The organism is Gemmatimonadota bacterium (assembly GCA_040882465.1).
In the GTDB taxonomy this organism is placed as follows: Bacteria; Gemmatimonadota; Gemmatimonadetes; order Longimicrobiales; family Gaopeijiaceae; genus JBBEBG01.
Genome location: JBBEBG010000026.1, coordinates 245,637 through 269,376 on the forward strand (window position 1 = coordinate 245,637; position 23,740 = coordinate 269,376).

The 23,740-nt window shown below is 66.5% G+C and carries 20 protein-coding genes; 13 read left to right on the plus strand and 7 right to left on the minus strand.

Going from position 1 to position 23,740, the window contains the following annotated elements:
• Nucleotides 1–360 precede the first annotated feature (360 nt).
• From WEG36_09065 to WEG36_09085, 5 genes are all read left to right on the plus strand, one after another.
• Nucleotides 361–717 (plus strand): PadR family transcriptional regulator, encoded by a 357-nt coding sequence (locus WEG36_09065; protein MEX1257756.1) that lies wholly within the window; start codon nt 361–363, stop codon nt 715–717.
• Entirely contained in the window at nt 714–3,356 is a 2,643-nt protein-coding gene (locus WEG36_09070) for an ABC transporter permease (GenBank protein MEX1257757.1), read from the plus strand. The genes WEG36_09065 and WEG36_09070 overlap by 4 nt, the downstream gene beginning before the upstream one ends.
• A 156-nt stretch (nt 3,357–3,512) precedes the next feature.
• On the plus strand, nt 3,513–4,673 hold the full coding sequence (locus WEG36_09075; GenBank protein ID MEX1257758.1) for an AAA family ATPase: 1,161 nt from the start codon (nt 3,513–3,515) through the stop codon (nt 4,671–4,673).
• Nucleotides 4,674–4,740: 67 nt separating this feature from the next.
• A complete protein-coding gene (locus tag WEG36_09080) occupies nt 4,741–5,007 on the plus strand; it encodes a hypothetical protein (protein ID MEX1257759.1) in 267 nt (88 codons plus the stop codon).
• A complete protein-coding gene (locus WEG36_09085) occupies nt 4,995–5,402 on the plus strand; it encodes a PIN domain-containing protein (protein ID MEX1257760.1) in 408 nt (135 codons plus the stop codon). The genes WEG36_09080 and WEG36_09085 overlap by 13 nt, the downstream gene beginning before the upstream one ends.
• Before the next feature lie 13 nt (nt 5,403–5,415).
• On the opposite strand, the gene WEG36_09090 is transcribed toward WEG36_09085, so the two are convergent.
• From WEG36_09090 to WEG36_09100, 3 genes are all read right to left on the minus strand, one after another.
• Nucleotides 5,416–5,931, minus strand: coding sequence for a DinB family protein (locus WEG36_09090; protein MEX1257761.1), 516 nt, complete (start codon nt 5,929–5,931; stop codon nt 5,416–5,418).
• A gap of 103 nt (nt 5,932–6,034) precedes the next feature.
• A complete protein-coding gene (locus WEG36_09095; GenBank protein MEX1257762.1) occupies nt 6,035–8,728 on the minus strand; it encodes an ABC transporter permease in 2,694 nt (897 codons plus the stop codon).
• The gene (locus tag WEG36_09100) at nt 8,725–9,057 is read right to left on the minus strand and encodes a PadR family transcriptional regulator (protein MEX1257763.1); all 333 of its coding nucleotides are present in this window, start codon (nt 9,055–9,057) and stop codon (nt 8,725–8,727) included. The genes WEG36_09095 and WEG36_09100 overlap by 4 nt, the downstream gene beginning before the upstream one ends.
• A gap of 261 nt (nt 9,058–9,318) precedes the next feature.
• On the opposite strand from WEG36_09100, the gene WEG36_09105 reads away from it, so the two are divergent.
• The 4 genes from WEG36_09105 to WEG36_09120 are packed head-to-tail and all read left to right on the plus strand — an operon-like array spanning nt 9,319 to nt 12,819.
• Nucleotides 9,319–10,257, plus strand: a complete 939-nt coding sequence (locus WEG36_09105; protein ID MEX1257764.1) for an ABC transporter ATP-binding protein — start codon at nt 9,319–9,321, stop codon at nt 10,255–10,257.
• Entirely contained in the window at nt 10,254–11,180 is a 927-nt protein-coding gene (locus WEG36_09110; protein MEX1257765.1) for an ABC transporter permease subunit, read from the plus strand. Before WEG36_09105 ends, WEG36_09110 begins: the two co-directional genes overlap by 4 nt.
• Nucleotides 11,177–12,106, plus strand: coding sequence for an ABC transporter ATP-binding protein (locus WEG36_09115; GenBank protein MEX1257766.1), 930 nt, complete (start codon nt 11,177–11,179; stop codon nt 12,104–12,106). The genes WEG36_09110 and WEG36_09115 overlap by 4 nt, the downstream gene beginning before the upstream one ends.
• 2 nt (nt 12,107–12,108) lie before the next feature.
• Nucleotides 12,109–12,819 carry an ABC transporter permease gene (locus WEG36_09120; protein MEX1257767.1) on the plus strand — a complete coding sequence of 237 codons (711 nt, stop codon included), beginning with the start codon at nt 12,109–12,111 and terminating at the stop codon, nt 12,817–12,819.
• Nucleotides 12,820–12,855: 36 nt separating this feature from the next.
• Here WEG36_09120 and WEG36_09125 read toward each other — a convergent pair whose 3' ends face one another.
• Nucleotides 12,856–13,899, minus strand: a complete 1,044-nt coding sequence (locus WEG36_09125) for an MBL fold metallo-hydrolase (protein MEX1257768.1) — start codon at nt 13,897–13,899, stop codon at nt 12,856–12,858.
• Nucleotides 13,900–14,136: 237 nt separating this feature from the next.
• Between WEG36_09125 and WEG36_09130 the strand changes: the two genes are divergently transcribed.
• The 4 genes from WEG36_09130 (at nt 14,137) to WEG36_09145 (ending at nt 17,578) form a co-directional block, all read left to right on the plus strand.
• Nucleotides 14,137–14,529 carry a cupredoxin domain-containing protein gene (locus WEG36_09130; protein ID MEX1257769.1) on the plus strand — a complete coding sequence of 131 codons (393 nt, stop codon included), beginning with the start codon at nt 14,137–14,139 and terminating at the stop codon, nt 14,527–14,529.
• Complete coding sequence (locus WEG36_09135; GenBank protein MEX1257770.1) at nt 14,526–16,904, plus strand: heavy metal translocating P-type ATPase; 2,379 nt, start codon at nt 14,526–14,528, stop codon at nt 16,902–16,904. The genes WEG36_09130 and WEG36_09135 overlap by 4 nt, the downstream gene beginning before the upstream one ends.
• Before the next feature lie 46 nt (nt 16,905–16,950).
• Nucleotides 16,951–17,229 (plus strand): heavy metal-associated domain-containing protein, encoded by a 279-nt coding sequence (locus tag WEG36_09140; GenBank protein ID MEX1257771.1) that lies wholly within the window; start codon nt 16,951–16,953, stop codon nt 17,227–17,229.
• Nucleotides 17,230–17,305: 76 nt separating this feature from the next.
• A complete protein-coding gene (locus tag WEG36_09145; protein MEX1257772.1) occupies nt 17,306–17,578 on the plus strand; it encodes a metal-sensitive transcriptional regulator in 273 nt (90 codons plus the stop codon).
• A gap of 57 nt (nt 17,579–17,635) precedes the next feature.
• On the opposite strand, the gene WEG36_09150 is transcribed toward WEG36_09145, so the two are convergent.
• From WEG36_09150 to WEG36_09160, 3 genes are all read right to left on the minus strand, one after another.
• Nucleotides 17,636–19,579 (minus strand): pyrroloquinoline quinone-dependent dehydrogenase, encoded by a 1,944-nt coding sequence (locus tag WEG36_09150; protein ID MEX1257773.1) that lies wholly within the window; start codon nt 19,577–19,579, stop codon nt 17,636–17,638.
• A 223-nt stretch (nt 19,580–19,802) separates the two neighbouring features.
• Entirely contained in the window at nt 19,803–21,755 is a 1,953-nt protein-coding gene (locus WEG36_09155) for a hypothetical protein (GenBank protein MEX1257774.1), read from the minus strand.
• Between the two features lie 337 nt (nt 21,756–22,092).
• The gene (locus tag WEG36_09160) at nt 22,093–23,724 is read right to left on the minus strand and encodes a M14 family zinc carboxypeptidase (GenBank protein MEX1257775.1); all 1,632 of its coding nucleotides are present in this window, start codon (nt 23,722–23,724) and stop codon (nt 22,093–22,095) included.
• Between the last annotated feature and the right edge of the window lie 16 nt (nt 23,725–23,740).

Sequence of the window (23,740 nt, forward strand, 5' to 3'; positions counted from 1 at the left end):
CGCGAGAATAGGACGACGTCTCCGGGATGTCCCGGACATGCCGCGAAGCGGGTGAGCTGGGGCCCGATGGCTCCAGGAGCCGAGCACGCGAGACAGACGCGGGGGAGGAGGACCTCGCGACCACCCTTCGCTCCGTGCCCGAGGGCAAGGAGCCGTGCCCAGGAGATGCGGCTCGTGGAACTCCATCGGGGCTCGGGAACCGGTTCGACCTGCGCCCCTGCCGAACGCATCGGTGCCCCGTTCAGGAACCACGAGTCTCACTCCGACGCTCCTTCCGCGCTCGAGGATTGACGCCACCCCAAAGATGTAGATATCCTACCCCCTAAGATGTAGGCTTCCTACACCCCAAGGGGACCAACGATGACCAAGCAGCCACTCGCGCGCATCGAGCTCCTCCAGGGAACGCTCGACCTCATTATCCTCCAGACGCTTCGGTGGGGCCCACGGCACGGCTACGGGATTTCCCAGATGATCCGCGCCAACTCGAGCGAGCTCCTCCAGGTCGAGACGGGCTCCCTCTATCCTGCGCTCCACCGCCTCGAACGGAGAGGTTGGATCAAGGCGGACTGGACTCTGTCCGAGAACAATCAGCGGGTACGGGAATACCGCCTCACGGACGCGGGCCGGAAGCAACTCGTCCAGGAGCGCACCCGCTGGGCACAGCTCACCTCCGCAATGGCGCAAATTCTCGAGGCGCCGGAAGGAGGGCCGGCATGACCCCGTTTTTCTCACGCAACCGCCGCGAACGCGAGCTGGAAGACGAAATCCAGGCGCACGTGGACATGGCCGTCGCAGAGCGTGTGGCCCGCGGGGAATCCCGTGTTGACGCCGAACGGGCCGTACGTCGGGAATTCGGAGACCCCGGGCGGGTGAAGGAGGTCACCCGCACGATGTGGGGCGGGATGTGGCTCGACCGCCTGGAGCAGGACCTTCGATTCGGATTCCGCTCGCTCTTCCGCGACCGCGGATTTTCGCTCGCGGCCACGCTCGTCCTCGTGGTGGGAATCGGCGCCAACGCCATCGTCTTCACCCTCGCCCATCGAGTTCTCTTCGAGGATCCCCCTGGAGTCGGAAGTGCCGATGAGCTCGTGGGGCTTCAGTGGTTGAACGAGAATGGCGACGAATCCTCCTGGTCTTACACGGACTTCAAATTCGTCCGCGAGGAGAACGGGGTTTTCTCGGATGTCTTTGCATATACGGGCTTTCCCTTGACCGCCGCGGTGAGGTGGGATGACTCTCCCCCGTCGCCCGCCGACGGCTGGGTCGTTTCGCACAACTTCTTTCAGGCGCTCGGAACGGGATTGGCGTTGGGCCGCGGATTCCTCCCGGAGGAAGGGGTGACCCCCGGAACCCATCCCGTCGTCGTCCTCGATCACGCCTTCTGGCAACGCGAGTTCGGAGCCGACTCGGCCATCCTCACCAGGACGATCGCTCTGAATGGCACCCCCTTCATCGTGGTGGGCGTGACCGAGGCCGACTTCCGCGGAATCACCCCCATTGATGTGTCGCCGGACTTCTACGTTCCCGTGACGATGCAGGGGGCGCTGGCCGCCGGTTGGGAGGAGATGCTCGAGCGCCGCCCCGGGGAGTCCAACTCCTGGCTCAAGGTGATCGCGCGGCTCGGCGCGGAAGCTTCTCTGGAATCCGCCCGCTCGGACATGGACGTCCTTGCCTTCGCGTGGCAGGAGGAATTCGGCGACTGGGCACGCAGCAACGACGTCGCCGGGGTTCGCATGGAGGTGAGCTCGGACCCGGGATTCTCCCCCGGAGAGGCCGAGCGGCTGCACCGGACGATTTGGCTTCTGGGGATCGTTGCGGGCGCCGTGCTCTTCATCGGATGCGCGAACCTGGTCATCCTCCTTCTCGCTCGCGGGTCGGCGCGGGAGGGAGAGATCGGCGTGCGCGCGGCGCTCGGCGCGGGCCGTGGCCGGCTGCTCCGACAGCTCCTGACCGAAAGCGCACTCCTGGCCGGCGTCGCGTGTGTCGCGGGCCTCGCCCTGGCATATTGGGGAGCGGGAATCGTGGCGCGGCTTCTTCCTTTCTACTTCGCGGCCGACATGACGCCCGACGGCTTGGTGCTTCTCGGAACGGTCGCCGTGACGCTGATCATGACCGCAGTTTTCGGCCTGGCCCCCGCCCTGAAGTTGTCCAGCACCGATCTCGGGACGACACTTCGACGCCAGCTACGGAACACGCGCCGAAGCCCCGCGCGCAGCGCGCTCGTCGTCGGTCAGATCGCCGCTTCCGTGGTTCTCGTCGCGGGGGCCGGCCTCTTCGTGCGAAGCGTCCTTGCGGCCCGGTCGGTGGAACTGGGATTCGATCCGGAGAATCGGGTCCTCATGAGCGTGCAGCTCGGTACCCACGGCTACGACGCGGAGGGCGTGCAGCTCTTTCAGCGAGGGGTCCTCGAGCGCATCCGGGCACTCCCGGGCGTCGTGTCCGCCGCCCTCACCGATCGGGGCCCCTTCAGCGGGCGCTCGACAAGTAACTTTCGCCCGATCGGCACCGAGTATGAGGAGGAGGGGCTCAATCTCTCCATGAACCGGGTCGGCGCCGGCTACTTCGAAACGATGGGCGTCCAGGTCGTGGCCGGGCGGCCGATCACCGAGGTAGACGACGGATATGCGGTCCGCTCTCTGGTGATCAGCCGGACGGCGGCCGAACGGCTTTTCCCGGGGGAGAGCGGGGTGGGGAGAATCTTCCGGTGGCGGGACGACGAGTGGACCGTGGTGGGAGTGGCCGAGGACGCCAAGTATTACAGCCTCGGAGAGGAACCGGTGAGCCGCGTATACGTTCCTCAGGCCCGGGTGGATGATGGAAACCTCACCTTCGTCGCCCGGACCGCGGTCCCGCCGGCCGGCCTGGTCTCAGCGATCGAGGGGGCGATCCACGAGGTGGACCCGGCCGTGGCCGTCTTCGGTGTCCAGACGCTACAGGACCTGGTGGATGGGCAGACCAACTCCTACCGCTCCATGGCCGTTCTCGTGAGCGCCTTCGGGTTGGTCGCACTCATCCTCGCGGCCGTTGGGCTTTACGGCGTCCAGGCCTACGTCGTCGGGCAACGGTCGAAAGAGATCGGCATCCGAATCGCGATGGGTGCGCGGGCCGGGGAGGTCGCGTCGTCCATCCTCGGTCGAGGCGCCGTCCTTTCGCTCGTGGGGGTGTCGATCGGCGTGGCGGTCGCCTTCGGGCTGGGGCGAATCGTGGAAGGGATGCTCTTCGGGGTGGAACCCCAGGACCCCGTGACGTTCGTCGGGGTCGCGGCCCTGCTCCTCGCCGTCGCACTCGCCGCCAGCTACTTCCCCGCCCGCCGGGCCGGCCGGTTGGACCCGATGATGGTCTTGAAGGAGGAGTAGCGTCGCGCCCGGAGGAGGGGTTCCTCCATCGCCTCCCCCCCGAACGGCAACGAAAACACGCTGCCCAAGGCCACGCCTTTTCCACTCCCCGATGGGACCCCGCGGAAGACCTTCGATTGACAAAACGGCGGTGCTAATGCCATTTTGCGACCCAATATGGCATTAGAAAGGCGATTTTTCGCCGTCCCGGACCGGAGCTTCTTTCTCTTCGGTCCGCGCGGCACCGGAAAGACCACCTGGCTTCGCCAGGCGCTGCCGACGGCGCTCTGGTTGAACCTCCTGCACCCGGAGGAATACCGGGCCTTAAAGGCTCGCCCGGAAAGGCTGCGAGAGCTGGTCCTCGGGGCCTCGCAAGCGCAGTCGGACGTGGTCATCGATGAGGTGCAGCGCGTCCCGGAACTCCTGAACGTCGTCCACGACCTCATGGAGTCCGGGCCACCGAAGCGGTTCGCGCTCACCGGATCCAGCGCCCGCAAGCTACGCCAGGGCGGGGTCGATTTGCTCGGGGGCCGCGCAGTCCTGAAAACCCTCCATCCGTTCATGGCGTCGGAGTGGTCCGGTTTCTCCCTCACCGGGGCCCTCGCGCACGGATTGCTCCCGTTGGTCGTATCGTCGTCCGCACCTGATGAGGTGCTCGGCGCTTACGTGGGGCTTTACCTGGAGCAGGAGGTCAAGGCGGAAGGGCTGGTGCGGAACCTGGGGGACTTCGCGCGCTTCCTGGAAGCGGTGAGCTTCTCGCATGCCCAGGTGCTGAACGTGAGCTCGGTGGCGCGGGACACGGGCGCGAACCGCAGGACGGTTCAGGGCTTCCTGGAGGTGCTGGAGGATCTGCTCCTCGCGTTCCGCGTTGACGTATTCACGCGAAGGGCCAAACGGAAACCTGCGGCACATCCCAAGTTCTACCTCTTCGACGCAGGGGTTTTCCGCTCGCTTCGACCCTCGGGCCCGCTCGACCGACCGGCGGAGATCGACGGCGCCGCCCTGGAAGGGCTCGTCGCGCAGCATCTTCGTGCGTGGGTGGCGTATTCGGAACGCGACCTCTCACTATACACTTGGCGCACCCGATCCGGAGTCGAAGTCGATTTCGTCCTCTACGGGCCCGATGGTTTCTGGGCCGTGGAAGTGAAGAACGGCTCGGAGGTGCGTCCCGCCGATCTGCGGGGCCTGAAGGCTTTTCGAGAGGATTATCCGGAGTCCGAAGCGGTACTTCTATACCGCGGTGAGCGACGGATGCGGAAAGGAGACGTGCTTTGCCTACCGGTCGAGGACTTCCTCGTGTCCCTCGCGCCCGTCTACGGTTCGATCATAGAGGTGTGAGCGCGGTCGGCAACCGGTTCTGGGCGCCATCGATTGCGTATATTACAGAATCACGTATTTTGCGGATATGGAACACCGCCTGTCCGCCACCGATCTCGCGCGAAACGTCGGCGAGATCCTCGCCCGGATCCGCTACCGGGGGGATTCCTTCCTCATCGAACGAAACGGCGAGCCTGTCGCCCGCATCACTCCGCTCGAGCGACAGCCGCACGGGACCGTTCGCGAAGGGCTGGCCGCGTGGCGTGAAGTCGGGGAGGCCGAGACTGCGTTCGCGGAGGACCTCGAAGCCGTGTCGAGGGCGGACCACCCACCGGAAGGCCGTTGGGACTTCTGATCGACACGAGCGCGCTCATCGCGCTGGAGCGCATGGAACGCGATTGGGATCCGCTCGTCGAGGCCTTGGGTGAGGAGCCGGCCGCCCTTCCCGCGATCGTTTACGCGGAGCTGCTCTCCGGTGTCCTTCTGGCTGAAACCCCGGAACGGGCGGCGATGCGAAGGGGCAAGGTCGAAGCCCTTGCCTCGAGACTCCCCATCGCGGAGTTCGGGGCGGGCGCGGCCCGCCGATGGTCGGAGATCTTTGCTCAGCTGCACCGCCGCGGAGCCCTCATTCCCTCCAACGATCTCACCGTGGCCGCGACCGCCCTCGACCTCGAGTTCGGCGTCCTCGTGGGACCCGAGGGCGAGAAGCACTTCACGCGAGTACCCGGACTTCGGGTGACGGTGCTGTAGCCCCCGACTGCCCCTACATGGACGACGGGGGCACGATCCCGTTGAGGCGCATGTAGGTAACGAGATTTCCGTAGTGCTCGTAATTGTGCGCCGAGTTGAAGGCCAGGATCCCGCCCGTGGTGTTCTGACCTAGGAAGGTCACCGGGCGGGCCGCCCCCGAGTCTGGCGTGCGGTCGAAGACACCCGCGCAATACGCGAAGCCCGCCTCGAGCGCCTGGACGATGGTCGCCTTGGTGGTCCGCGTCTCCTCGAAGTTCTCAGAGTTCGGGTTCGACTCTCCCGCCGCGGCGGCACAGAACTGGTACTGTGAGAAGGCGACGTGGGCGAGGATCTGGCCGGTGCTCCGCACCTCGTCCGTGGGACGGTAAGCGTACATCTGCTCGTCCAGCATCTCGGCCGTGGCCATGACATTCTCGCTCGTGCGGTCGAAGAGCCACCTCAGAGATTCGACGAGCGGATTCTGGCCGCTGGCAGACAGCGGCGTGAGGAGCAGGACAAATGCGGCGGCAAGGGTCAGGCGCGGGGTCATGTGGAGCTCCCGGGTGAAGTCATGACGGGGCGCAAGGCGCTCCCCTGGATGGACGGACCTCCAAATGTGCCACCCTTGGCCCCGCCGCGCGACCGTTCGATCCTTACTCCGCCCGCATCGCCCTCATCGGATCCACGCGCGCCGCTTCCCTCGCGGGAACCAGGGTCGCGAGCAGGGCCACGAACGCGAGACCGGCCGCGATCGCTCCATACGTCACCGGATCCCCCGGAGACACCCCGTAGAGGAAGGTCTCGACCGCGTCGTCGAGGAGGAGAGTTCCGACGAGACCCGCGGAGAGCCCGATGACGATCGGGCTCAGCATGCTTCGCACGACCTGCCTCACGATCCTGTCCCGCCCCGCGCCGAGCGCCATTCGCACCCCGATCGCCCGCCGCTGCTCCCGGATCGTATAGGAGACCACGCCCACGATTCCGACTGCCGCCAGAAGAAGTGCGAGCGCCGCGAACCCGGAGAGGAGGACCGATCCCACCCGCTGCGGCATGAGGCGGTCTCCAACCTGCTCGTCGAGGGTCGTGAGGAGGGTGAAGGAAAGCTCCGGATCGAGCCCCTGGGCCTCGCCGCGGAGAGTGGGAAGGAGGGCCCCCACATCCCCGGCCGTTCGAACGGCCATCGTCATGACGGCGAAACGCCCCGGGTATTGCGCCAACGGAAGGAAGACGAAGTTGGTCGCATCCTCCTCGATGGCCCTCCAGTGGGCGTCCTCCACGATCCCCACGACCTGAATCCCCGGGCTCTCCGCGCCTGGGGCGGCGGGCGGACGAATCGTGCGGCCGAGCGCCTCGCCGCCCGGCCAGTACAGCTCGGCCATGGACCGGCTCACGATGGCCACGTAGGATGAGCCCTCCGCGTCCGCTGGGGCGAAGTCCCTTCCGGCCAGAATCTCGATGCCCAGCGACTCGAAGTAGCCGGGGGTCGTGAAGACCTGATCCACCCGCATCTCCTCGTCCGGACCGGGCTGGTAGCCGTCCACCGTCGCGAACGTCCCCATGAAGCCGCCTGGTCCGAAGGGGACGACGTTGGCCAGGGCGGCGGCGCTCACACCGGGTTGGGCGAGCGTCCGACTCCTCAGCTCCTCGGTGAACCGGAGGACCTCGGAGGGCTCGTATCCGAGGACGCCGAGACTGAAGTTGGCCACGATCACCCCGTGCGGCTCGAACCCCAGATCCGCGTCCAGCGCGCTACGCAAGGAGTGAATGAAGAGCCCCGAACCGGCGAGGAGCACGAAGCAGAGGCTCACCTGGACTGCGACGAGGGCGCGACGCAGGCGCCCGCCTCCATGCCTCAGCTCTGCGCCCCCGCCCCGATGGAGTCCCTGGGCGACTTCGCGGCGAGTCGACTGAAGGGCCGGGATCAGCCCGCAGAGGAGGGCGGTGGCCGCGGAGAGGACGGCGGCGGCGGCAAGCATCCGGCCGTCCAAGGTCCCGCCGAGCGCGGAAATCGGGAGCCCTCCGGGGAGCTCGTACGCGCCGAGGGCGCGCAGCAGTCCGAGGGCGACGAGGAGTCCTACGACGCCACCGGATCCCGCGAGAAGGAGGCTTTCGACCAGGAGTTGGCGGACGATGCGCCCGCGCCCGGCGCCGATCGCGATTCGGATTCCGATCTCGCTCCTCCGTGCCGAGGCCCGCGCGAGGAGGAGGTTTGCGAGGTTGGCACAGGCGAGAAGGAGCGTCGCTCCAACCACCCCCATGAGCAGCCAGACGAACCGCGGAAGCGACGTTTCGGCACCGAGGGGGAGGAGATAGCTCCCGAGCGGATCCAGCGTGATGGAGCGGGTCCCACGGGTCGGGTCCTCTTGGATCAGGCGCTCGGAGAGGGCGAGGAGCTCCGAGCGGGCACGGTCCGGTGGGGCGCCCGGCGAGAGCCTACCGACCAACCGGGCAATCCACCGCGATCCCCGCGAATCCCACATGTTCTCCGGAAAGTCGCGGAGCGCGCCACCCGTCTGCATGGGAAGCCAGAGGTCCGCCCCTTCGCCGAGGGTCAGCCCTTCGAAGCGCTCGTGCGTCACGCCGACGACCTCGATCGCCCGCCCGTTCAATCGGATGGACCGCCCTACGATCGCGGGATCGCTTCCGAAGTGATCTCGCCAGAGATCGTGCGAGAGGACGGCGACGGGCGCGCCCGCCCGCAGCATGTCGTCGCTCCGCTGGAGAAGGCGCCCGCGCGAGGCCTCCACACCCAAGATCGGAAAGAAGTTGCCGGTGACGCCCACCGCCTCAAGCATGCGGGCGCCCCGCGCCTCGTCGCCCAGGCTGACCTGAAGGGGAAAGACCGCGGCGAGGTCGGAGAGGCTCGACGTTTGGTCCCTGTAGTCGAGGTACTCGGGATACGAGGTCGAGGACCGCGGCTCCCCCATGCGGCTCGTCGTATAGACCGCCACGAGGGATTGGGGGTCGGCCACCGCGGGCTCGCGGAAGAGCGCGGCGTCGAGAAGGGAGAAGATCGCCGTGGTCGCGCCGATCCCGAGGGCGAGTGTTCCGACCGCGACGAGGGTGAAGACGCGATTCCGCACGAGGAACCGCGCCGCATAGCGCAGGTCCTGGCCGAAGGATCCGGCGATCTCCCGAACGGGGCGCATGTTCTTCTTATGCTCCTTCATCTCCAGCACCTCCCGCTCGATGTCCTCTGGGACGCCGAACGAGTCCAGCGCGGCGCGCCACGCCTCCTCCCGTTCCATTCCCTCCGATTCGAACTCCCGTGCGCGCATTTCGAGATGAAAGGCGATCTCCTCGCTCACCTCCGCGCGGTATCCCTCCCTCCCCCGCCAGAAGCTCATCCCTCCGCCTCGCGAATGACTTGGTTGACGGCCCCCGAGAAGACCCGCCACCGCTCCGACAGGCGTTCCAACCGCGCTTCCCCCTCCGGCGTCAGGCGGTAGAACTTCGCGCGGCGGCCCGTTTCCGTTTTCGCCCAGGACGCCCTGAGGAGGCCGCGCCCCTCGAGCCGGTGGAGCGCCGGGTAGAGCGCCCCCTCCTCGACGTCCAGCACGCCCTCGGAGCGTTCGCGCAGCCGCCGCCCGATCGCGTAGCCGTGCATCGGGCCCGCGCGTAGCGAGTTGAGGATCAGAATGTCGAGGGTCCCGGTGAAGAGATCGCTTCCGCTCATAGTCCTGGCGTCGGGTTGCGGCACATATACATAGCTCACCTAGGTATCGTCGCAGAAGAATGTCGCCGTGAACCCTAGTTCGTCAAGGGATAAGACGGACGGACGCGCCGATGGCTTGCACGGATTCACCTGGCGCTCTAACTCCCTTCCCTCTGAAACCGATTTGAAGCGGCCGCCGTAGATTCTCCTGTCTCGAACGGCGAAGGACGGCAATGGCGAACGCCTCCCCAACTGTCTCACCGCATGCATAACGTGGACGGCATGCACCCGTCATCCGTGCGGCTCTCGGTCGAGAAGCTGACCAAGCGGTACGGCGACGTCGTCGCCCTCGACGACATTGCCTTCGAAGTCTCGGACGGGATCACCGGCCTTCTCGGAGAAAACGGCGCGGGAAAGTCCACGGCCATCAAGATCCTTCTGGGGCTCGTCCGTCCCACGTCGGGATCGGCGAAGATTCTCGGGGAAAGCGCCGCGGAGAGCGTCGGGATTCGCTCGAGAGTTGGCTATATGCCCGAGCACGATTGCCTTCCCCGCTCCGTCTCGGCCGCCGAGTTCCTCACGCACATGGCCGAAGCGAGCGGTCTCCCTCCCACTCACGCCCGCCTCCGCGCGGCGGATACCCTCCGGCACACCGGCCTCTTCGAGGAGCGGTATCGTGCCATGGGCGGCTATTCCACCGGGATGAAGCAGCGGGTGAAACTGGCCCAGGCGCTCGTTCACGATCCCGCGATCGTCTTCCTGGACGAACCGACCGCGGGGCTCGACCCGGTCGGACGCGAGGAGATGCTCGCGCTCATTCGGAAGACGCACCGTGAGTTCGGGATCAGCGTCCTCTTCTCTTCGCACCTGATGGCGGACGTCGAGCGCACCTGCGACCGGATCGTCGTTCTCAGGGACGGGAAGGTCGTAGAGTCCGGGGAAGTCGAGCACTTCACGAAGGAAAGCGAGACGGTCTTCATCGAGGTGGACGCCGACCGCGACCGGTTCGTGGCGGCCTTGGAGATCCGGGGGGTCGCGGTCGTGTTGGATGGGCGCGGCCTCTACGTCGAAGGCACCGACGAGACGGTGTACGATCAGATCCGTGCGGCCCTCGTCGAGACCGAAGTTCCGTTACGTCGCATGGCGCCCCGCCGGCGGGCCCTGACGGAGCTCTTTCGACGGGGCGGCGACCGCCGGCCCCCTCAGGACGCCCCCCGATGACCAGCGAAGGAAGGACCATGGGCGCCCAGGGCACCGTCTTCGATATCGGCTATCGGAGTTATGGGGGCCCCCGGGAAGGTCGGAACCGTTCCCGTCTCGCGATCTACAAGGACGGGCTGAGGGGAGCGCTCGGACTCGGACGCGGGGGCCGCGCGAAGATCCTGCCCTGGTTCTTCATCATCCTGCTTGGAGGGATCGGGCTGGTATTCGCCCTCTTCGCCGGCCTCGCCTATCAGCTCGCGGGCTCCGGGGCGGCGGATGCACTCAATCTTCCGTCGCATTCGGACTTCAACGGGATCGCGTCCATCATCTTCTTCGTTTTTGCGGCCGTGTGCGCGCCCGAGCTCCTCTGCCCCGACCGGCGCGAGGGGGTGATCAACCTCTACCTCGTCCGGCCGATCACGGGGACGGATTACGTCCTCAGCCGCTGGCTCGCCTTCTTCACGGTGATGCTCGGGGTCGCCTGGCTTCCCCAGACGGTCCTTCTGATCGGGCTCGCGATGGGCGATTCGGACCCGGTCGCATACCTGCGCGTCAACTGGCTCGACGTGCCACGGTACCTCGCCGCCGGCGCGGCGTTCGCGGCGTACACCACGAGCCTCGCCATGCTCGTCGCCTCCTTCACGACGCGGCGCGCATATGCGTCCGTCTTCCTCGTGGGCCTGTTCGTGATCTCGACGCCCTTCACCACGGCGCTGGCCATGGAGCTGGACGATTCGAGCGCCGGACGGTGGATCTCGATGTTCAACCTCTCGAACATCCCGGTGCATCTGAACGATCTGATTTTCGGCGAGGTGAGCGACGTCACACGACCTGCGCCCGCCCGGCAGTTCCCGCCTTCGGTCCTCGTGGCCTGGTACTTTCTCTGGACCGTCGCGCCGGTCGCGATCCTTTGGCGGCGCTACCGGAGACTCACGCCGTGAGCCTGGAGCCCCAGCCGATCATCCGGGTGGACCGCGTGTCGCGCTGGTTCGGAAGCGTCGTCGCGGTGAGCGCCGTCACCTTCGACGTCATGCCAGGAATCACCGGACTTCTCGGGCCCAATGGTGCCGGAAAAACGACCCTCCTCCGCATGATGACGGGACTCGCCAGGGTATCCGCCGGAGCGATCACCGTTTTCGGCCGGCCCGTGCGCGATAACCCGCCTTTGTATGCGCGCATGGGCGTAATGTCGGAGCACGAAACCGTTTACGGCTTCATGAAGGGGCGCGACTTCGTCCGGATGATGGGGCGCCTGCGCGGGGTGGAGGATCTCGAGGCCGCCGTGGATCGCGCCATCGCCCTCGTGGATCTCGTGGATGCCTCGAAGCGCCCCATGTCCACCTATTCGCGGGGGATGCGCCAGCGGATGAGGCTCGCCGCGACCCTGGTACACGACCCGGAGCTCCTCATCCTGGACGAGCCGCTGAACGGCGCGGATCCCGGCCAGCGCGTGCACTTCCAGGAGCTCTTGAGAAGGCTCGCGGAGGAAGGGCGAACCATCGTCGTGTCTTCGCACATCCTCGAAGAAGTGGAGCAGCTCGCGGATACCGTCGTCCTCGTCATCAATGGAAAGCTGGCGGCGTCGGGTGGATACCGCGCGATCCGGGCGGCGCTCGACAAACGCCCGTACCACGTTCGTGTGATCTCGGACCAGCCTCGGGAGCTGGCCGCCCAGCTCGTGAAGCTCGACTCCGTGGACGCGGTGAACTTCGATCCCGACGGGGCCATCGTGGTGCTGAGTCGGAACGTGCGTGCCCTCCAGATCGAGCTGCCGCGCCGCGCGCAGGAAGCGGCGATTCGGATTCGCAGGGTCGAGCCGCTCGACGACTCGCTCGAGAGCGTCTTCGGCTACCTGGTCGAGGGGTGAGAATGGGCGCGATCTATCTCCTCACGCTCCGTCAGCTCGCCGGCCGATGGCGGCTCCTCATCATGACGGCCCTCGCGACGCTCCCGGTGCTCATCACCTGGGTCGCCTTCCTCACGGGGGAATTCTCGGTTCAGGAGTTCGAAGAAAACGTTCTGGCCGGGTTCCTCTCGGGCTCCATCATTCCCCTCGTGGTCCTGGCGATCGCGGCCGCCGCATTCGCAAGCGAGGTGGAAGACCGCACACTCGCGAACCTCACTCTCGCGCCGATCCCGCGTTGGCGGATCGTCTTTCCGAAGCTCCTGGCGACGTTCAGCCTCGCCGCCCCTTTCATCGCGATCAGCGCCTTCGCGGCGACCGATATCGCGATCGAAGGAGATACCCGAGCGGCGATCGCGGTCACGACTTCGGCACTCATCGGGGTGGCGCTTTACGCGTCGGCTTTCGTCTGGCTCGGCCTCGTGGCCTCGCACCCCATCGGGATCGGCCTCCTCTACATCGTCGTGTGGGAGGGCTTTTTTTCTGGCTTTGTGAGAGGCGTGAGGCTCTTCAGCCTCCGTCACTACACGACCGCCTGGATCCACGTCCTGGACGAGCGGCGTTTCGCCTGGACGGACAACCTCGAATCGGGCGTTACCATAGGCGTTTCGGCCGCGGTGTTGGGCGGGTTCGTTTTTCTCACGGTGCGGCGGCTGCGGCGGATGGACGTGCCCTAGGGGACGCGACTGTCCCCTCCGCGGCCAACGGGGGTATCAGCGCGGTTCGGGTGGAGTAGGCGAGGTTGCCGCGGCCACCCGGATCGTCGTCCCCGGGGTCGGTATCTCCCACTCCGCTTCGGCAGGGAGGGCGGCTTCCATCCGCCTCAGGAATCCCTCCAGATCGGTCGCCGGGACGCCGCGGAACTCCTCTTCCTCCCGCGACCGGAAGAAGCTCTCCCAGTGGCCGACCAGGACCTGCCTGGGCTCGAGGCGACGGAGGATCCCCTCGGGGAAGTCGCGGACCTCCTGGTAACCCGGCGCGCAGACGATCGCGAGGTCCACCGGGATCCCATCCGCGAGCGGGGGAGGAAATCCCTCCGGCGGGGTGGAGGCGGCGTCCTGATAGTGGATCCGGTAGAGGACCTCCCCTTCGGGGGAAAGGAAGTCGATCAGGTAGGCGGGGGGCGTCCCCTCCACCCATTCCCCCGCCCATTCGGGGAGCTCCGTCGCGGGTTCGCGGCGCTCCCCCTGGAAGAGATGGATCCCGAAGAAGTGCGGGGCGTGTCCCGAGCGGAGCGCCATGAAGCGGATGCGACCGTCCGCCGTCGAGTGCCAGCTGCCGGGGTGCTCCGAGTTTCCGGCGCTCTCCTCGACCGAGACGAGCCGGACCGGGTCGAGTTCGGGATCCCCCCGGAGGAGATTCGCCGCCGTCCGGCTCCCGTACATCCGCGCCTCCGGCGCTCGCCTGCGAAGGATGTAGGGAAGGTCCATGAGGTGGTCGTAGTGCGCATGCCCGACGAGGACGGCGGGGACATCGGAGACGGGCGGGAGGTACCGCTCGATCGCCGCGGAGTCGGACTCTATTCGCCCGAAGGTGACGTCGAGGAGCCCCGGATTGGAGAAGAACGGCGCGGTCAGGATCGCGGCCTCTCCCATCCGGAGGAGCCATCCGCCCGCCCCGAGGTACTCCAGGGTGAGGGGCTCCTCCCCGCGGACACAGCACCATCCCTCCACGGGAGACCTGCCCACGGGGAGGGAGTCGAGGGAAGTCGCGCACGCCGTGAGGAAGAGGGCGATGGAGAGGAGTCCGGATCGCATGATCAACGATAATCCCCCGATCACCCAAGCGCTCATCCGTTGATGAGGTGGTGCCCGCCAGTGCGCCTTGACATACCCCCTGGGCCTATCTATCGTATACCCCAGTAGGGTATATAGCGCCGAAAGAAGCTGCGAGTCCCCTCTCCTGGTGCGGCGCGGCGCGGCACCCCCACGTCAGATCGGAGGCGACGGAACGATGGATGGGCACGCGTGGTGGAGGCCGAAGGAGGCACGGCGATGAGCCCGCTGGATCTCGTCGTTTTATTGGGCGGCGTTGCCGCGATTCTCTGGGTGAACTGGTACTTCTTCCGTGCGGGGCGTTCCCCCGTTCAGGCCGGTGTGGGAGCGGGCGGGGTTCAGGAGGTCGAGATCGTCGTGCAGGGGGGATACGAACCCAGCCAGGTGCGGGTCCGTCGGGGGATTCCGGTGCGACTCGTCTTCGACCGGCGTGAGACCTCGGGTTGTTCGGAGGAGATCGTCCTGCCGGCCTTCGGAATTCGGAAATTCCTCCCCGCGCACAGCAGAACCGCCGTCGAGTTCACTCCGGAGTCCGCCGGGGAGTTCGACTTCACCTGCGGAATGAGCATGCTTCGCGGCCGGCTCACGGTCGCGGATGGGGAGGCGCCGTGAAGACCCTCCACGAGGCGACCCGCCCGGCCAAGGTCACCATTCCCGTGTCTGGGATGACCTGCGCGGCCTGCAGCTCGAGGGTTCAACGCGCCCTTTCGGAGCACCCCGGCGTGAACGACGCTTCGGTGAATCTGATGCTCCAGAATGCCGTGATCGACTACGATGCCGGGGTGGTCACCCCGGACCGGCTGGTGGCCGCGATTCAGGAGACCGGGTACGGCGCCGAACTGCCGACCCCGGGCCGGACCGCCTTCGAAGAGCAGGGTGCGCAGGACCGCGCCCAGTCGGAGGAATTCCTCGAGCTGCGGCGAAAGACCTCGGTGAGCCTCTTCCTCGCGAGCGTCGGGATGGTCCTCTCGATGCCGGTGATGGGTGCTGCGGCGGCGGGCGAGCATGCGGACCGTGGCGTGGCCGGGGGCGACCCTTTCATGAATTGGGTCCATGGGGTTCTCGACCCCTCGTTGACGGGCTTGATCCCCTGGCTCTACCGGATCGATGTCCGGTACCTGGGCTACGCCCTCCTTCTCATGACGATGCTGGCCATGGGTTGGGCCGGAAGGCACTTCTACACCCGGGCCTGGGCGGCCTTCCGGCACCACTCCGCCGATATGAACACCCTGGTGGCGACGGGGACCGGCGCGGCCTTCCTCTTCTCCCTGGCGGCGACCCTCTTCCCAGGGTTCTTTCTGGCGCGGGGGGTGGCGCCTGCCGTTTATTACGAGGCAGTCCTCTTCATCATCGCCCTGATTCTCCTGGGGAATACGATGGAGGCCCGCGCGAAGCGGCAGACTTCCACCGCGCTCCGGAAGCTGGTGGATCTCCAGCCGAAGCGAGCACGGGTCCACCGGGGCGGAGAAGAGGTGGAAATTCCGGTGGAGGAGGTCGTCCACGAGGACATTGTGATCGTCCGCCCCGGTGAGCGAATCCCCGTTGACGGCGAGGTTACCCAGGGGAGCTCGGCGGTGGACGAGTCCATGGTGACCGGGGAAAGCCTTCCGGTGGAGAAGAGCTCGGGGGACCGGGTCATCGGCGGGACCATCAACCGCACCGGTTCCTTTCGGTACCGCGCGACCCGGCTCGGCGCGGAAAGCATGCTGGCGCAGATCGTCCAACTCATGCGAGATGCGCAGGGGTCGCGCGCTCCGATCCAGAATCTCGTGGATCGGGTGACCGGGATTTTCGTCCCGGCCGCGATCTCGATCTCGATCGCCACCTTCCTGGTCTGGTTCGTCGTCGGTCCCGAACCCTCGCTCATCCCGGCCGCCGCCGCCGCGGTCGCGGTTCTCATCATCGCCTGCCCCTGCGCGATGGGACTCGCGGTTCCAACGGCGATCATGGTCTCGACCGGGAAGGGGGCGGAGGCAGGAATCCTCATGAAGGGCGGCGAGGCCCTCCAGCGCGCCCGGGACCTGACCACCGTCGTGCTCGACAAGACCGGGACGGTCACGGAAGGGCGTCCGGCCGTGACCGACTGGATTGCGGCTCCCGCGAACACGCTCCCCGAGGACCGCATCCTGGCTCTGGCCGCTTCGCTGGAGGCCTCGTCGGAGCACCCGTTGGGCGAGGCGATCGTCCGGCATGCGGAGTCCCGTGGGCTCCCTCGCTTCGAGGTGGAGCAGTTCCAATCCATCACCGGCCAGGGCGCGATCGGCATGGTGGACGGGTCCGCACTCCTGATCGGGAACGCACGTCTCCTGAGCGACCATTCGATCGGGGTGGACGCGCTGCGAGACGCGGTGGACGACCTCGCCGGCCGCGGGCGCACCCCGGTGTACCTGGCGGTGGATGGAGCGCTCGCGGCGGTCGTCGGTGTGGCGGACCCCATACGGCCAACCAGTCGCGCCGCTATCGGGAGGCTCAAGGCGATGGGGCTCCAGGTCGTCATGCTCACCGGAGATCACCGTCGGACCGCCGAGGCGGTGGCGAAGGAGGCCGGGATCGTCGACCTGGTCGCCGAGGTGCTCCCGGAGGGAAAGGTGCAGGAGATCCGGCGTCTCCAGAGCCAGGGACGAGTGGTCGCGATGGTCGGGGACGGGATCAACGATGCCCCGGCGCTGGCGCAGGCCGATATCGGAATCGCTCTGGGGACCGGTACGGACATCGCGGCGGAAGCCGGGGATGTGGTTCTCATGCGAGGGGATCTCGGGGGGGTTCCGAATGCCATCCACCTCTCCCGTCGTACCCTTCGGACGATGCGGCAGAACCTCTTCTGGGCCTTCGTCTACAATGCGGCCGCGATTCCGATCGCGGCGGGGGTCCTTTACCCCTTTTTCGGGCTCCTCCTGAGTCCGATCCTGGCCAGCGGCGCGATGGCCTTCAGCTCGGTCAGCGTCGTGGCCAACTCTCTCCGGTTGCGCACCGTTCGGCTGGGATGAGGTGTCTCGACCGCACTCTCACCATCCCTTGGAGGTAGATGAAATCATGAACGCAAACTCTTCGGCCCTGGTCCTGTCGGTCTCGGGGATGTCCTGCGGATCCTGTGTTCGCCACGTACGCGAGGCGCTTCTCGGCGTGGACGGGGTCCGTGATGCCGACGTCAATCTCGAGCAGGGGCGAGCGACGATCGAGTATGATGCCGCGCGCACCGAGGTCGAGGCGATGGTCGCGGCGGTCGGAAAGGCCGGTTACGCCGCTGCCCCGAAGGAGGCCTCGAACCCGGTCGCTCCCCCCGCGCCCCGGAGAGACCATGGCGGCTCGTAAGGAAGAGAAGAGCACCGCGCCCTCCTGTGGTTGCGGGTCCCACGCGGAAGACGGCGGAGGCCGGAAGGCCGTCGAGGTGGACCCAGAGATCAAGGATCGAAACCTGAAGCGGCTCCGTCGGATCGAAGGGCAGGTCCGGGGTCTTCAGCGCATGGTCGAAGGGGACCGGTACTGCGCAGACATCATGACGCAGATCTCCTCCGTCCACGAGGCGCTCCGTGCCGTGGGTCGGGAGCTGATGAGGAATCACCTCAAGCACTGCGCAGCTTCCGCCATTCGCTCGAGCGGGGAGGGAGCCGAGGAGATGTACGACGAGCTGATGGACATGATGTACAGGCACATCCGATAGGGGAGCGTGGCGCGTGCGGCCCCCGGCTTCGTTTCTACCCCTCCGGACGTCGAGCCCCTACGGAAGCGTAAGGGCCAGGAGCCGGTCGGGCTCTCCATTCCCTCCGACGGCCAGCACGATGAATTGCTTCCCGTCCACCAGGTAGGTCATCGGCGCCGCGTGGAATCGGCCCGGCAGCTCCATGCGCCAGAGTTCTTCCCCAGTTTCCTTGTGGAAGGCCCCGATCTGCTGCGAATCCATGCCCAGACCGATGAAGAGCAGGGTTCGCGTCAAAAGGGGACCGCCCAGCTTTTCGAAATTGCCCAGCTGGGGAAGGCCCAGCCCTCGAAGCGCCTCGTGATCCCGTGGACCGTCGCCGACCGGCACGCTCCAGAGCTTCTCCCCCTCGTTCATGTCCAGCGCCGCCAGCTGTGCGTACGGGGGCTTGAAGAGGGGAAGGCCCCGCGGCCCACTCAGATTGCGCACGCGCGGCCGGATGGTGAGGTCCGAGCTTCCGGGCAATCCCGGCGCCATCTCGACCAGAGAGAAGTGGGCCCAACTCGGCACATACAAACGCCCGTTCTCCGGGTCGAAGGCGGCTCCCCACCAATTCGCTCCGCCGCTCCAGCCGGGACGCACGATGTTGGTCCCAGCGGCCGGCGGCGTGTAGAGCGGACCGGCGTGATGCTCGCGAAAAATCGCCAGACCTTCGGCCCGCAGCTCGGGCGTGAAATCGATGACGTCGTCCTCGGTGGCCCCATTCGTCAGGAACACCGGAGGGCGCGTCGGAAAGGGCTGCGTGGGAGAGGTCCGTTCACCCGGTAAGATGGACTGCGGAACGGGCCGCTCCTCGATCGGCCAGACCGGCTCACCCGTGGCGCGGTCGAAAACAAAGGTGAACCCCTGCTTCGTGATCTGAGCGACGGCGGCGATCTCCTCCCCGTCGACCGTGATGTCGATCAGGTTGGGCGCCGCGGGCGGATCGTAGTCCCAGACGGAATGGTGCACGAACTGGAAGTGCCAGACGCGCTCCCCCGTTTCCGCATCCAAGGCGACGAGGGAGTTGGCGAAGAGATTGTCACCAAGCCGATGCCCGCCATAGTAGTCGGTCACGGGAGTCCCCACCGGGAGATACACGATTCCCAGCTCCTCGTCGGCGCTCATCAGCGTCCAGACGTTCACTCCTCCCGTATACCTCCAGGATTCATTCTCCCAGGTGTCGTTCCCGAACTCCCCTTCCTGGGGGATCGTGTGGAAGATCCACTTCTGCTCACCGGTTCTCACGTCGAATCCACGCACATGACCGGGCGGAGCCTCCCGGTACCCGGTCCCCTCCGTCATGGCAGATCCGACGATCACGACGTCCCCGACCACGATCGGAGGCGAGCTGACCGCATACTGGCTCGCATCGATCGTGCGCCCGAGGCCGCTCTTCAGATCGACTCGGCCTCCTCGCCCGAAGTCGAGGTCGGGCTCGCCCGTCTTCGCGTTGATGGATAGGAGGTAGACCCGCCCGGCCGCATAGAGAAGTCGTTCTTCGTCCCCGTCGGTCCAATAGGCGAGGCCGCGAGTCAGAAACCCGTGCACCGCCGGACGTCCCTCGAGGTAGAGGACGGGGTCGTAGCTCCAAATCGTCTCGCCTGTGGCCGGATCGATCGCCGCGACCTGCCCCAAGGACGTGGTCGTGTACAACACGCCGCCGATCATGAGAGGCGTAACCTCGTAGGCGTACGTGCTGAACGTCCCGCTCTCGCGCATCACCGCGTTTCGGGCCCTGAGCTCCTCGTCGGGGGACGTCCAGCTCCAGGCGACTTGCAGGTCGGAGACGTTTTCAGCGCGGATTTGATCGAGCGGGGAGTACTTGGTGTGCCCCGAGTCCCCACCGTAGCTGTGCCACTCCCCGTGGGCCGCGCCCGCTTGCGCGCGGACCGGGGAGGGGAGGGACAGATGCACCGCGACAAAGGTGAACGCCAGGTACAGCAGAGGGGATGGGATGCAGAGGGGCGAGCGATTCCGAGACATGATCAGGTCCTCGCGAATCTGGGGGTTGGACCTCGACGTTACCCTACCGACGAGACCGTTCCGCTGCAACCAGCTCCCCGGAAGTCAAAGGGGCGAGGGCACCGCAGAGGGACCCGGCCGCTGCGCGAAGCGCCGGCCGCCACCGCGACCGACGCTCCGCCCACTCTCAGCCGGACCTCCCACTTCCGTTCGCTCGCCCCGGTCCAACCGGGGCGAGGGCCACTCAGCGCGGAATGCGCATCCCGACCAGGATCTGATTCTCCCGGAAGGCGTTCACCCCACGGTGCATGACGAAAATCCTTCGGGGCGCGCCCGCGATCGTCAGATCGAACTCGGCCCCATAGCCCACGTTCACCGTGAGGAACTTCCGGCTGGAGAGGGCCACCCCGGCCTCGACAAAGGGAAAGACATTTCGCTCCGTCCCAAGATCCCAACCGAAACGCCCGTTGAGCCCGGCCATCAGGGTGGTGGAGCCGCTCCCGAAGCCGAAGCTCACATCGGGGATAATCTCGATCGGTAGTGACTCGCTGATCATGCCAAGGTCCGCCCGCAGCCCGATCAAGAGCTGTCCGGGGGAGAACTGGAATCCGGTGTAAGGAACGAGAGCCTCCAGGCGGCGGCCGGCCAAGTAGGTTCCGGGGGGAGCGGGCTGAACCGGAACCGCCGCCGGCGGTGCCGGGGCGGCCGCACCGGGTTCAATACCGGCTCGCTCGAGCTCCTGGCGTACCGCTTCACGCACGATCGCCTCGATCTGGGCCGGCTGCAGGGCCACGGAGTCGACTACCACAACCCCATCCGCTCCCGTCGCATATCCCGGTCCGTACCGAAGAATGATCTCACCCACCTCCGGAACAGGGACGGTGATCGTCCTCGGCATGGGGATGGTGTCTCCGGCGACGGCCGAAACGCGGGCAGGGTCCTCACCCCGCCGCAACCGCTCGTTCTCTTCGCGGAGGGCCGCGACCTCTCGCTCGATCGCGGTTCGGGCTGGGTCCGCCGGCGTCGCTCCGGTCGGCTCTCGGGGGCGTGCTCCGAAGGCCAACGAGATCCCCGCGCTGTACTGCCAGTTCGAGACCAACTGATTGGGCGAGGTCACATCCGCGATCTCCTCTCCCACCGTCATGAGCAGGCTCCGCGCACCGAGCTCGATGCGGGTGTGATCGCTCAGTCCGATCGCGATCCCACCCCCGAGCGTGAGGTGGTCCTCACGGTCCCGAGCGATCCCGTCCAGATCAGTGAAGTCATCCTTGAACTGGACTCGGCCACCTCCGACGAGGAGAAAGGGAGAGATTCCAGGCCCCGTGTTCAGCGCGAACTGGAACTCGGCACCGTATCCCTCGACATCGTCCCACTCCCCGAAGTCCTCATCCACCCCACGCCAGTAATAGGCGCGCAGCCCCACATTCTGGTTCAGATCGATCCCGACTCGTCCCCCCGCCGTGTACTGGCGGGCCAGGCGCAGGCGGCTGTCGAAGTCGATCCTGGTGACGTAGGGCTCCACGAAGATTCCGGGAAGGATACCGAAGCCCTGTTCCCCGTCCTGGAATCCGCCGCCGAGGGGGAGGCGCACACCGGCTCCGAGCACCAGCGAATTCACCAGCCCGTCCTCGGGATGGTCCTCGGGGTCGATCGCGCCGGGAATGAAGGACTCCGAAATTCGGGTGGTCAGGCGCTCCCCGTAGACTTCGACGCGGGCTCGGTTCCCCAGGGAGAGGCCCACACCGCCGCCACCTCGCAGGAGGATGCGGTCCTGGCGTCCGTCCACCTCGTCGTCGGTCCGGAGCACCCCGCCGCCGGCCTTCACGAAGGGCACAAGGGTCCCACTGCCAAAATTCACCTGGAACTCCGCCCCGAAGAGCTTGACGTCAAAGAGTTCTGAAACCTCCGCCTCTCCCGTCGGCACGAGTCCGTCACGGATGGCGACGTCGTTCTCCCAGGCGTAGAAAGGCTGGAGGGAGAAGAAGGGGCCGAAGTCGATCCCGACCCGGACCCCCGGCATCCGGGCGTGCTCGAGTCCGAAGGCATCGTCCCATCTGAGCTCTTCATAGGTGGGGAAGACCGAGTAGTTCACATTTTGGGCGGCTCCAACCCCTGGAAGGGCTGGAATCGAGAGCAATGCGAGTAGCGGGAGAATATGTCGTGCTCCCGAGCGTAGCGTCGGACATGAGTGTCGCATGAATACTCCTTGTATGGGTCGAGAGCCCCCGCCCGTCTCTTCCAACGGCGGATCTCAGTTTTGAAGTCTGACGGAGGGGGGTGCCGAATCCCATTGCCCAAGGGAGGGACGCACGAAAGTGCGATCCCTGTTCTCCCCCGTTGCTCTGGCGCACCTTCACCTCTCGCGCCGACCCGGGCCGCGGTGGTGAGGTGCCACGACAATACAGCGGTGGAGGCCGTGCCGGCGCGGGATCGACTGGGATGAGACCGGGTGAACCGTCCCCGCGAATGCGCGGACCTGCCCTAGGGGCGACGGCGACGTCCGCCGAACCCAACCCGCACCGAAAACCCCGCGCTCACCTGAAGTACAGGTTCCGCTGATACTCGTTGTAGGGCTGCACGATCAGCGCCGGCACTTGCTGATTCGTCAGCACGCGCATCATCGGCACCCTCTGCCGATCCTCGCCCTCTTCCGGCTCGTCGGTCACACGCAGCAGGTGATCCGCCCAGTTCCAGGTGATGAGGTTGTCGTCCGTCTCGGGCTCCATCAGGTAGGAGATGAGGTTCCCCCGGGACTGCGCCGTCGGAATCCAGAACCAGCCCGGCGCAACCTCCAGCTGCTCGGTTTCCTTCTCCACCTCGACGGCCTTCAGGTAGTGACCCTGGAAATAGCTGTCCGTTCGCACCTCGGTCGCGTAGTAGACTTCCGCCTCGAGGGTCACCGCTTCGTAAAAGCGATAAACTGCCAGGTCGTGATCCTGCAGGAGCGGAACGACGTGCGCCATCGAGGGTGGCATCAGGTATCCGACGGGTCGAGGCGCAGTGCGCGTCGGCTCCCAGCGGAGGAAGACCGGGACCTCCAAGAGGGTGTAGCCGAGCTCGGCTTCCTCGTCCGGCATCCAGACCATCTCGTTCCCGCGGCTGGTCAGCTCGTAGTCCAGCACGATCGGATCGCCCCCCTCCCGCCCCGCTTCGATCGCGCGGGTTCGGGAGGCGTTCGTCAGGGCGCGGATCCGCTCGCGCTGATCCGCGGCCACCCGGAGAATGGTTCGCGTGGCGATCACGCCGCCGCGAATCTGATGATAGTAGCGCTCCTCCTCGGGGATCTCCCGCACCGTGCCGTCCCGCATGATGCGCCGGGAGTTGCTCGGCGTCTCCAGCAGGATGCCGATCGAGTTCGTCATTCCCGTGTAAACGTGGTGCTTCCTTGGTTCGACCGAGGTCGAGCCCCAGCCTCGCTCACCGTCCCTCGTGACCACCCCCTGATAGTCGAATGCCTCGTAATCTTCCTCCCGCACCGCTTCCCGAATCCGGGGGAAGATCTCATCGTAGGGGTAGGCCCTGAGCTCGGCGTCGGCGGCGGGATTCAGCGTGCCCTGGTAGGTGATCACGTACGGCGGCGAGCCCCCGTGGTGCCCGTCGACGTGGATGTCGGGCGTCCACTCGTTCATGACCAGCGTCACGAGTGCATGGATTTCCTGCGATTCCAGCTTCACGTAGTCGCGGTTCATGTCGTATCCGGCTTCGTTCGTGCGCCGGCGCACCTCTCCTCCGTCCGGGTTCACGAGCGGAAGGGCGATGACGATGACGTCTTCGAGGAGGGGGCGTAGGTCGCCGGCGACGAGGTCCTTGGCGACGAGCTGCACCGCTTCTTTGGGCGAGACCTCACCCCCGTGCACGGACGGCGCGAGGAGCACGATGGTCTTACCCGACCGAATCGCGTCCTCGGCGTTCGTGACATGGGGATCGGCGATGATGACCAGGGGGATCTCCCGCCCGAGCAGGGTGTGGGTGAGCGGCTGCATGCTCACAATCTCGCTCAGGGCATCAAGCTCATACCAGAACTCCATCAGCGGTTCGAACGGCGTCGGGCCCGCGCGGAAGCTCATCTGCTCCTGCCAGGTCTGGGGCAGCTCCTGACCAGCGAGCGGGCTCACGGCACAAAAGGCGAGAAGGGAAGTCGTGGCGAGGCGAAATGTCCTGGTCATCGGCGGTCCTCGTAGA

Bases quoted from the DNA above. Each gene is read 5' to 3' on its own strand.
- WEG36_09105 (MEX1257764.1), top strand. From the start codon at position 9,319: ATGCACCCGTCATCCGTGCGGCTCTCGGTCGAGAAGCTGACCAAGCGG.
- WEG36_09095 (MEX1257762.1), bottom strand. From the start codon at position 8,728: ATGAGCTTCTGGCGGGGGAGGGAGGGATACCGCGCGGAGGTGAGCGAG.
- WEG36_09110 (MEX1257765.1), top strand. From the start codon at position 10,254: ATGACCAGCGAAGGAAGGACCATGGGCGCCCAGGGCACCGTCTTCGAT.
- WEG36_09155 (MEX1257774.1), bottom strand. From the start codon at position 21,755: ATGCGACACTCATGTCCGACGCTACGCTCGGGAGCACGACATATTCTC.
- WEG36_09070 (MEX1257757.1), top strand. From the start codon at position 714: ATGACCCCGTTTTTCTCACGCAACCGCCGCGAACGCGAGCTGGAAGAC.
- WEG36_09090 (MEX1257761.1), bottom strand. From the start codon at position 5,931: ATGACCCCGCGCCTGACCCTTGCCGCCGCATTTGTCCTGCTCCTCACG.
- WEG36_09140 (MEX1257771.1), top strand. From the start codon at position 16,951: ATGAACGCAAACTCTTCGGCCCTGGTCCTGTCGGTCTCGGGGATGTCC.
- WEG36_09130 (MEX1257769.1), top strand. From the start codon at position 14,137: ATGAGCCCGCTGGATCTCGTCGTTTTATTGGGCGGCGTTGCCGCGATT.
- WEG36_09160 (MEX1257775.1), bottom strand. From the start codon at position 23,724: ATGACCAGGACATTTCGCCTCGCCACGACTTCCCTTCTCGCCTTTTGT.
- WEG36_09150 (MEX1257773.1), bottom strand. From the start codon at position 19,579: ATGTCTCGGAATCGCTCGCCCCTCTGCATCCCATCCCCTCTGCTGTAC.
- WEG36_09065 (MEX1257756.1), top strand. From the start codon at position 361: ATGACCAAGCAGCCACTCGCGCGCATCGAGCTCCTCCAGGGAACGCTC.
- WEG36_09100 (MEX1257763.1), bottom strand. From the start codon at position 9,057: ATGAGCGGAAGCGATCTCTTCACCGGGACCCTCGACATTCTGATCCTC.
- WEG36_09125 (MEX1257768.1), bottom strand. From the start codon at position 13,899: ATGCGATCCGGACTCCTCTCCATCGCCCTCTTCCTCACGGCGTGCGCG.
- WEG36_09080 (MEX1257759.1), top strand. From the start codon at position 4,741: ATGGAACACCGCCTGTCCGCCACCGATCTCGCGCGAAACGTCGGCGAG.
- WEG36_09075 (MEX1257758.1), top strand. From the start codon at position 3,513: ATGGCATTAGAAAGGCGATTTTTCGCCGTCCCGGACCGGAGCTTCTTT.
- WEG36_09120 (MEX1257767.1), top strand. From the start codon at position 12,109: ATGGGCGCGATCTATCTCCTCACGCTCCGTCAGCTCGCCGGCCGATGG.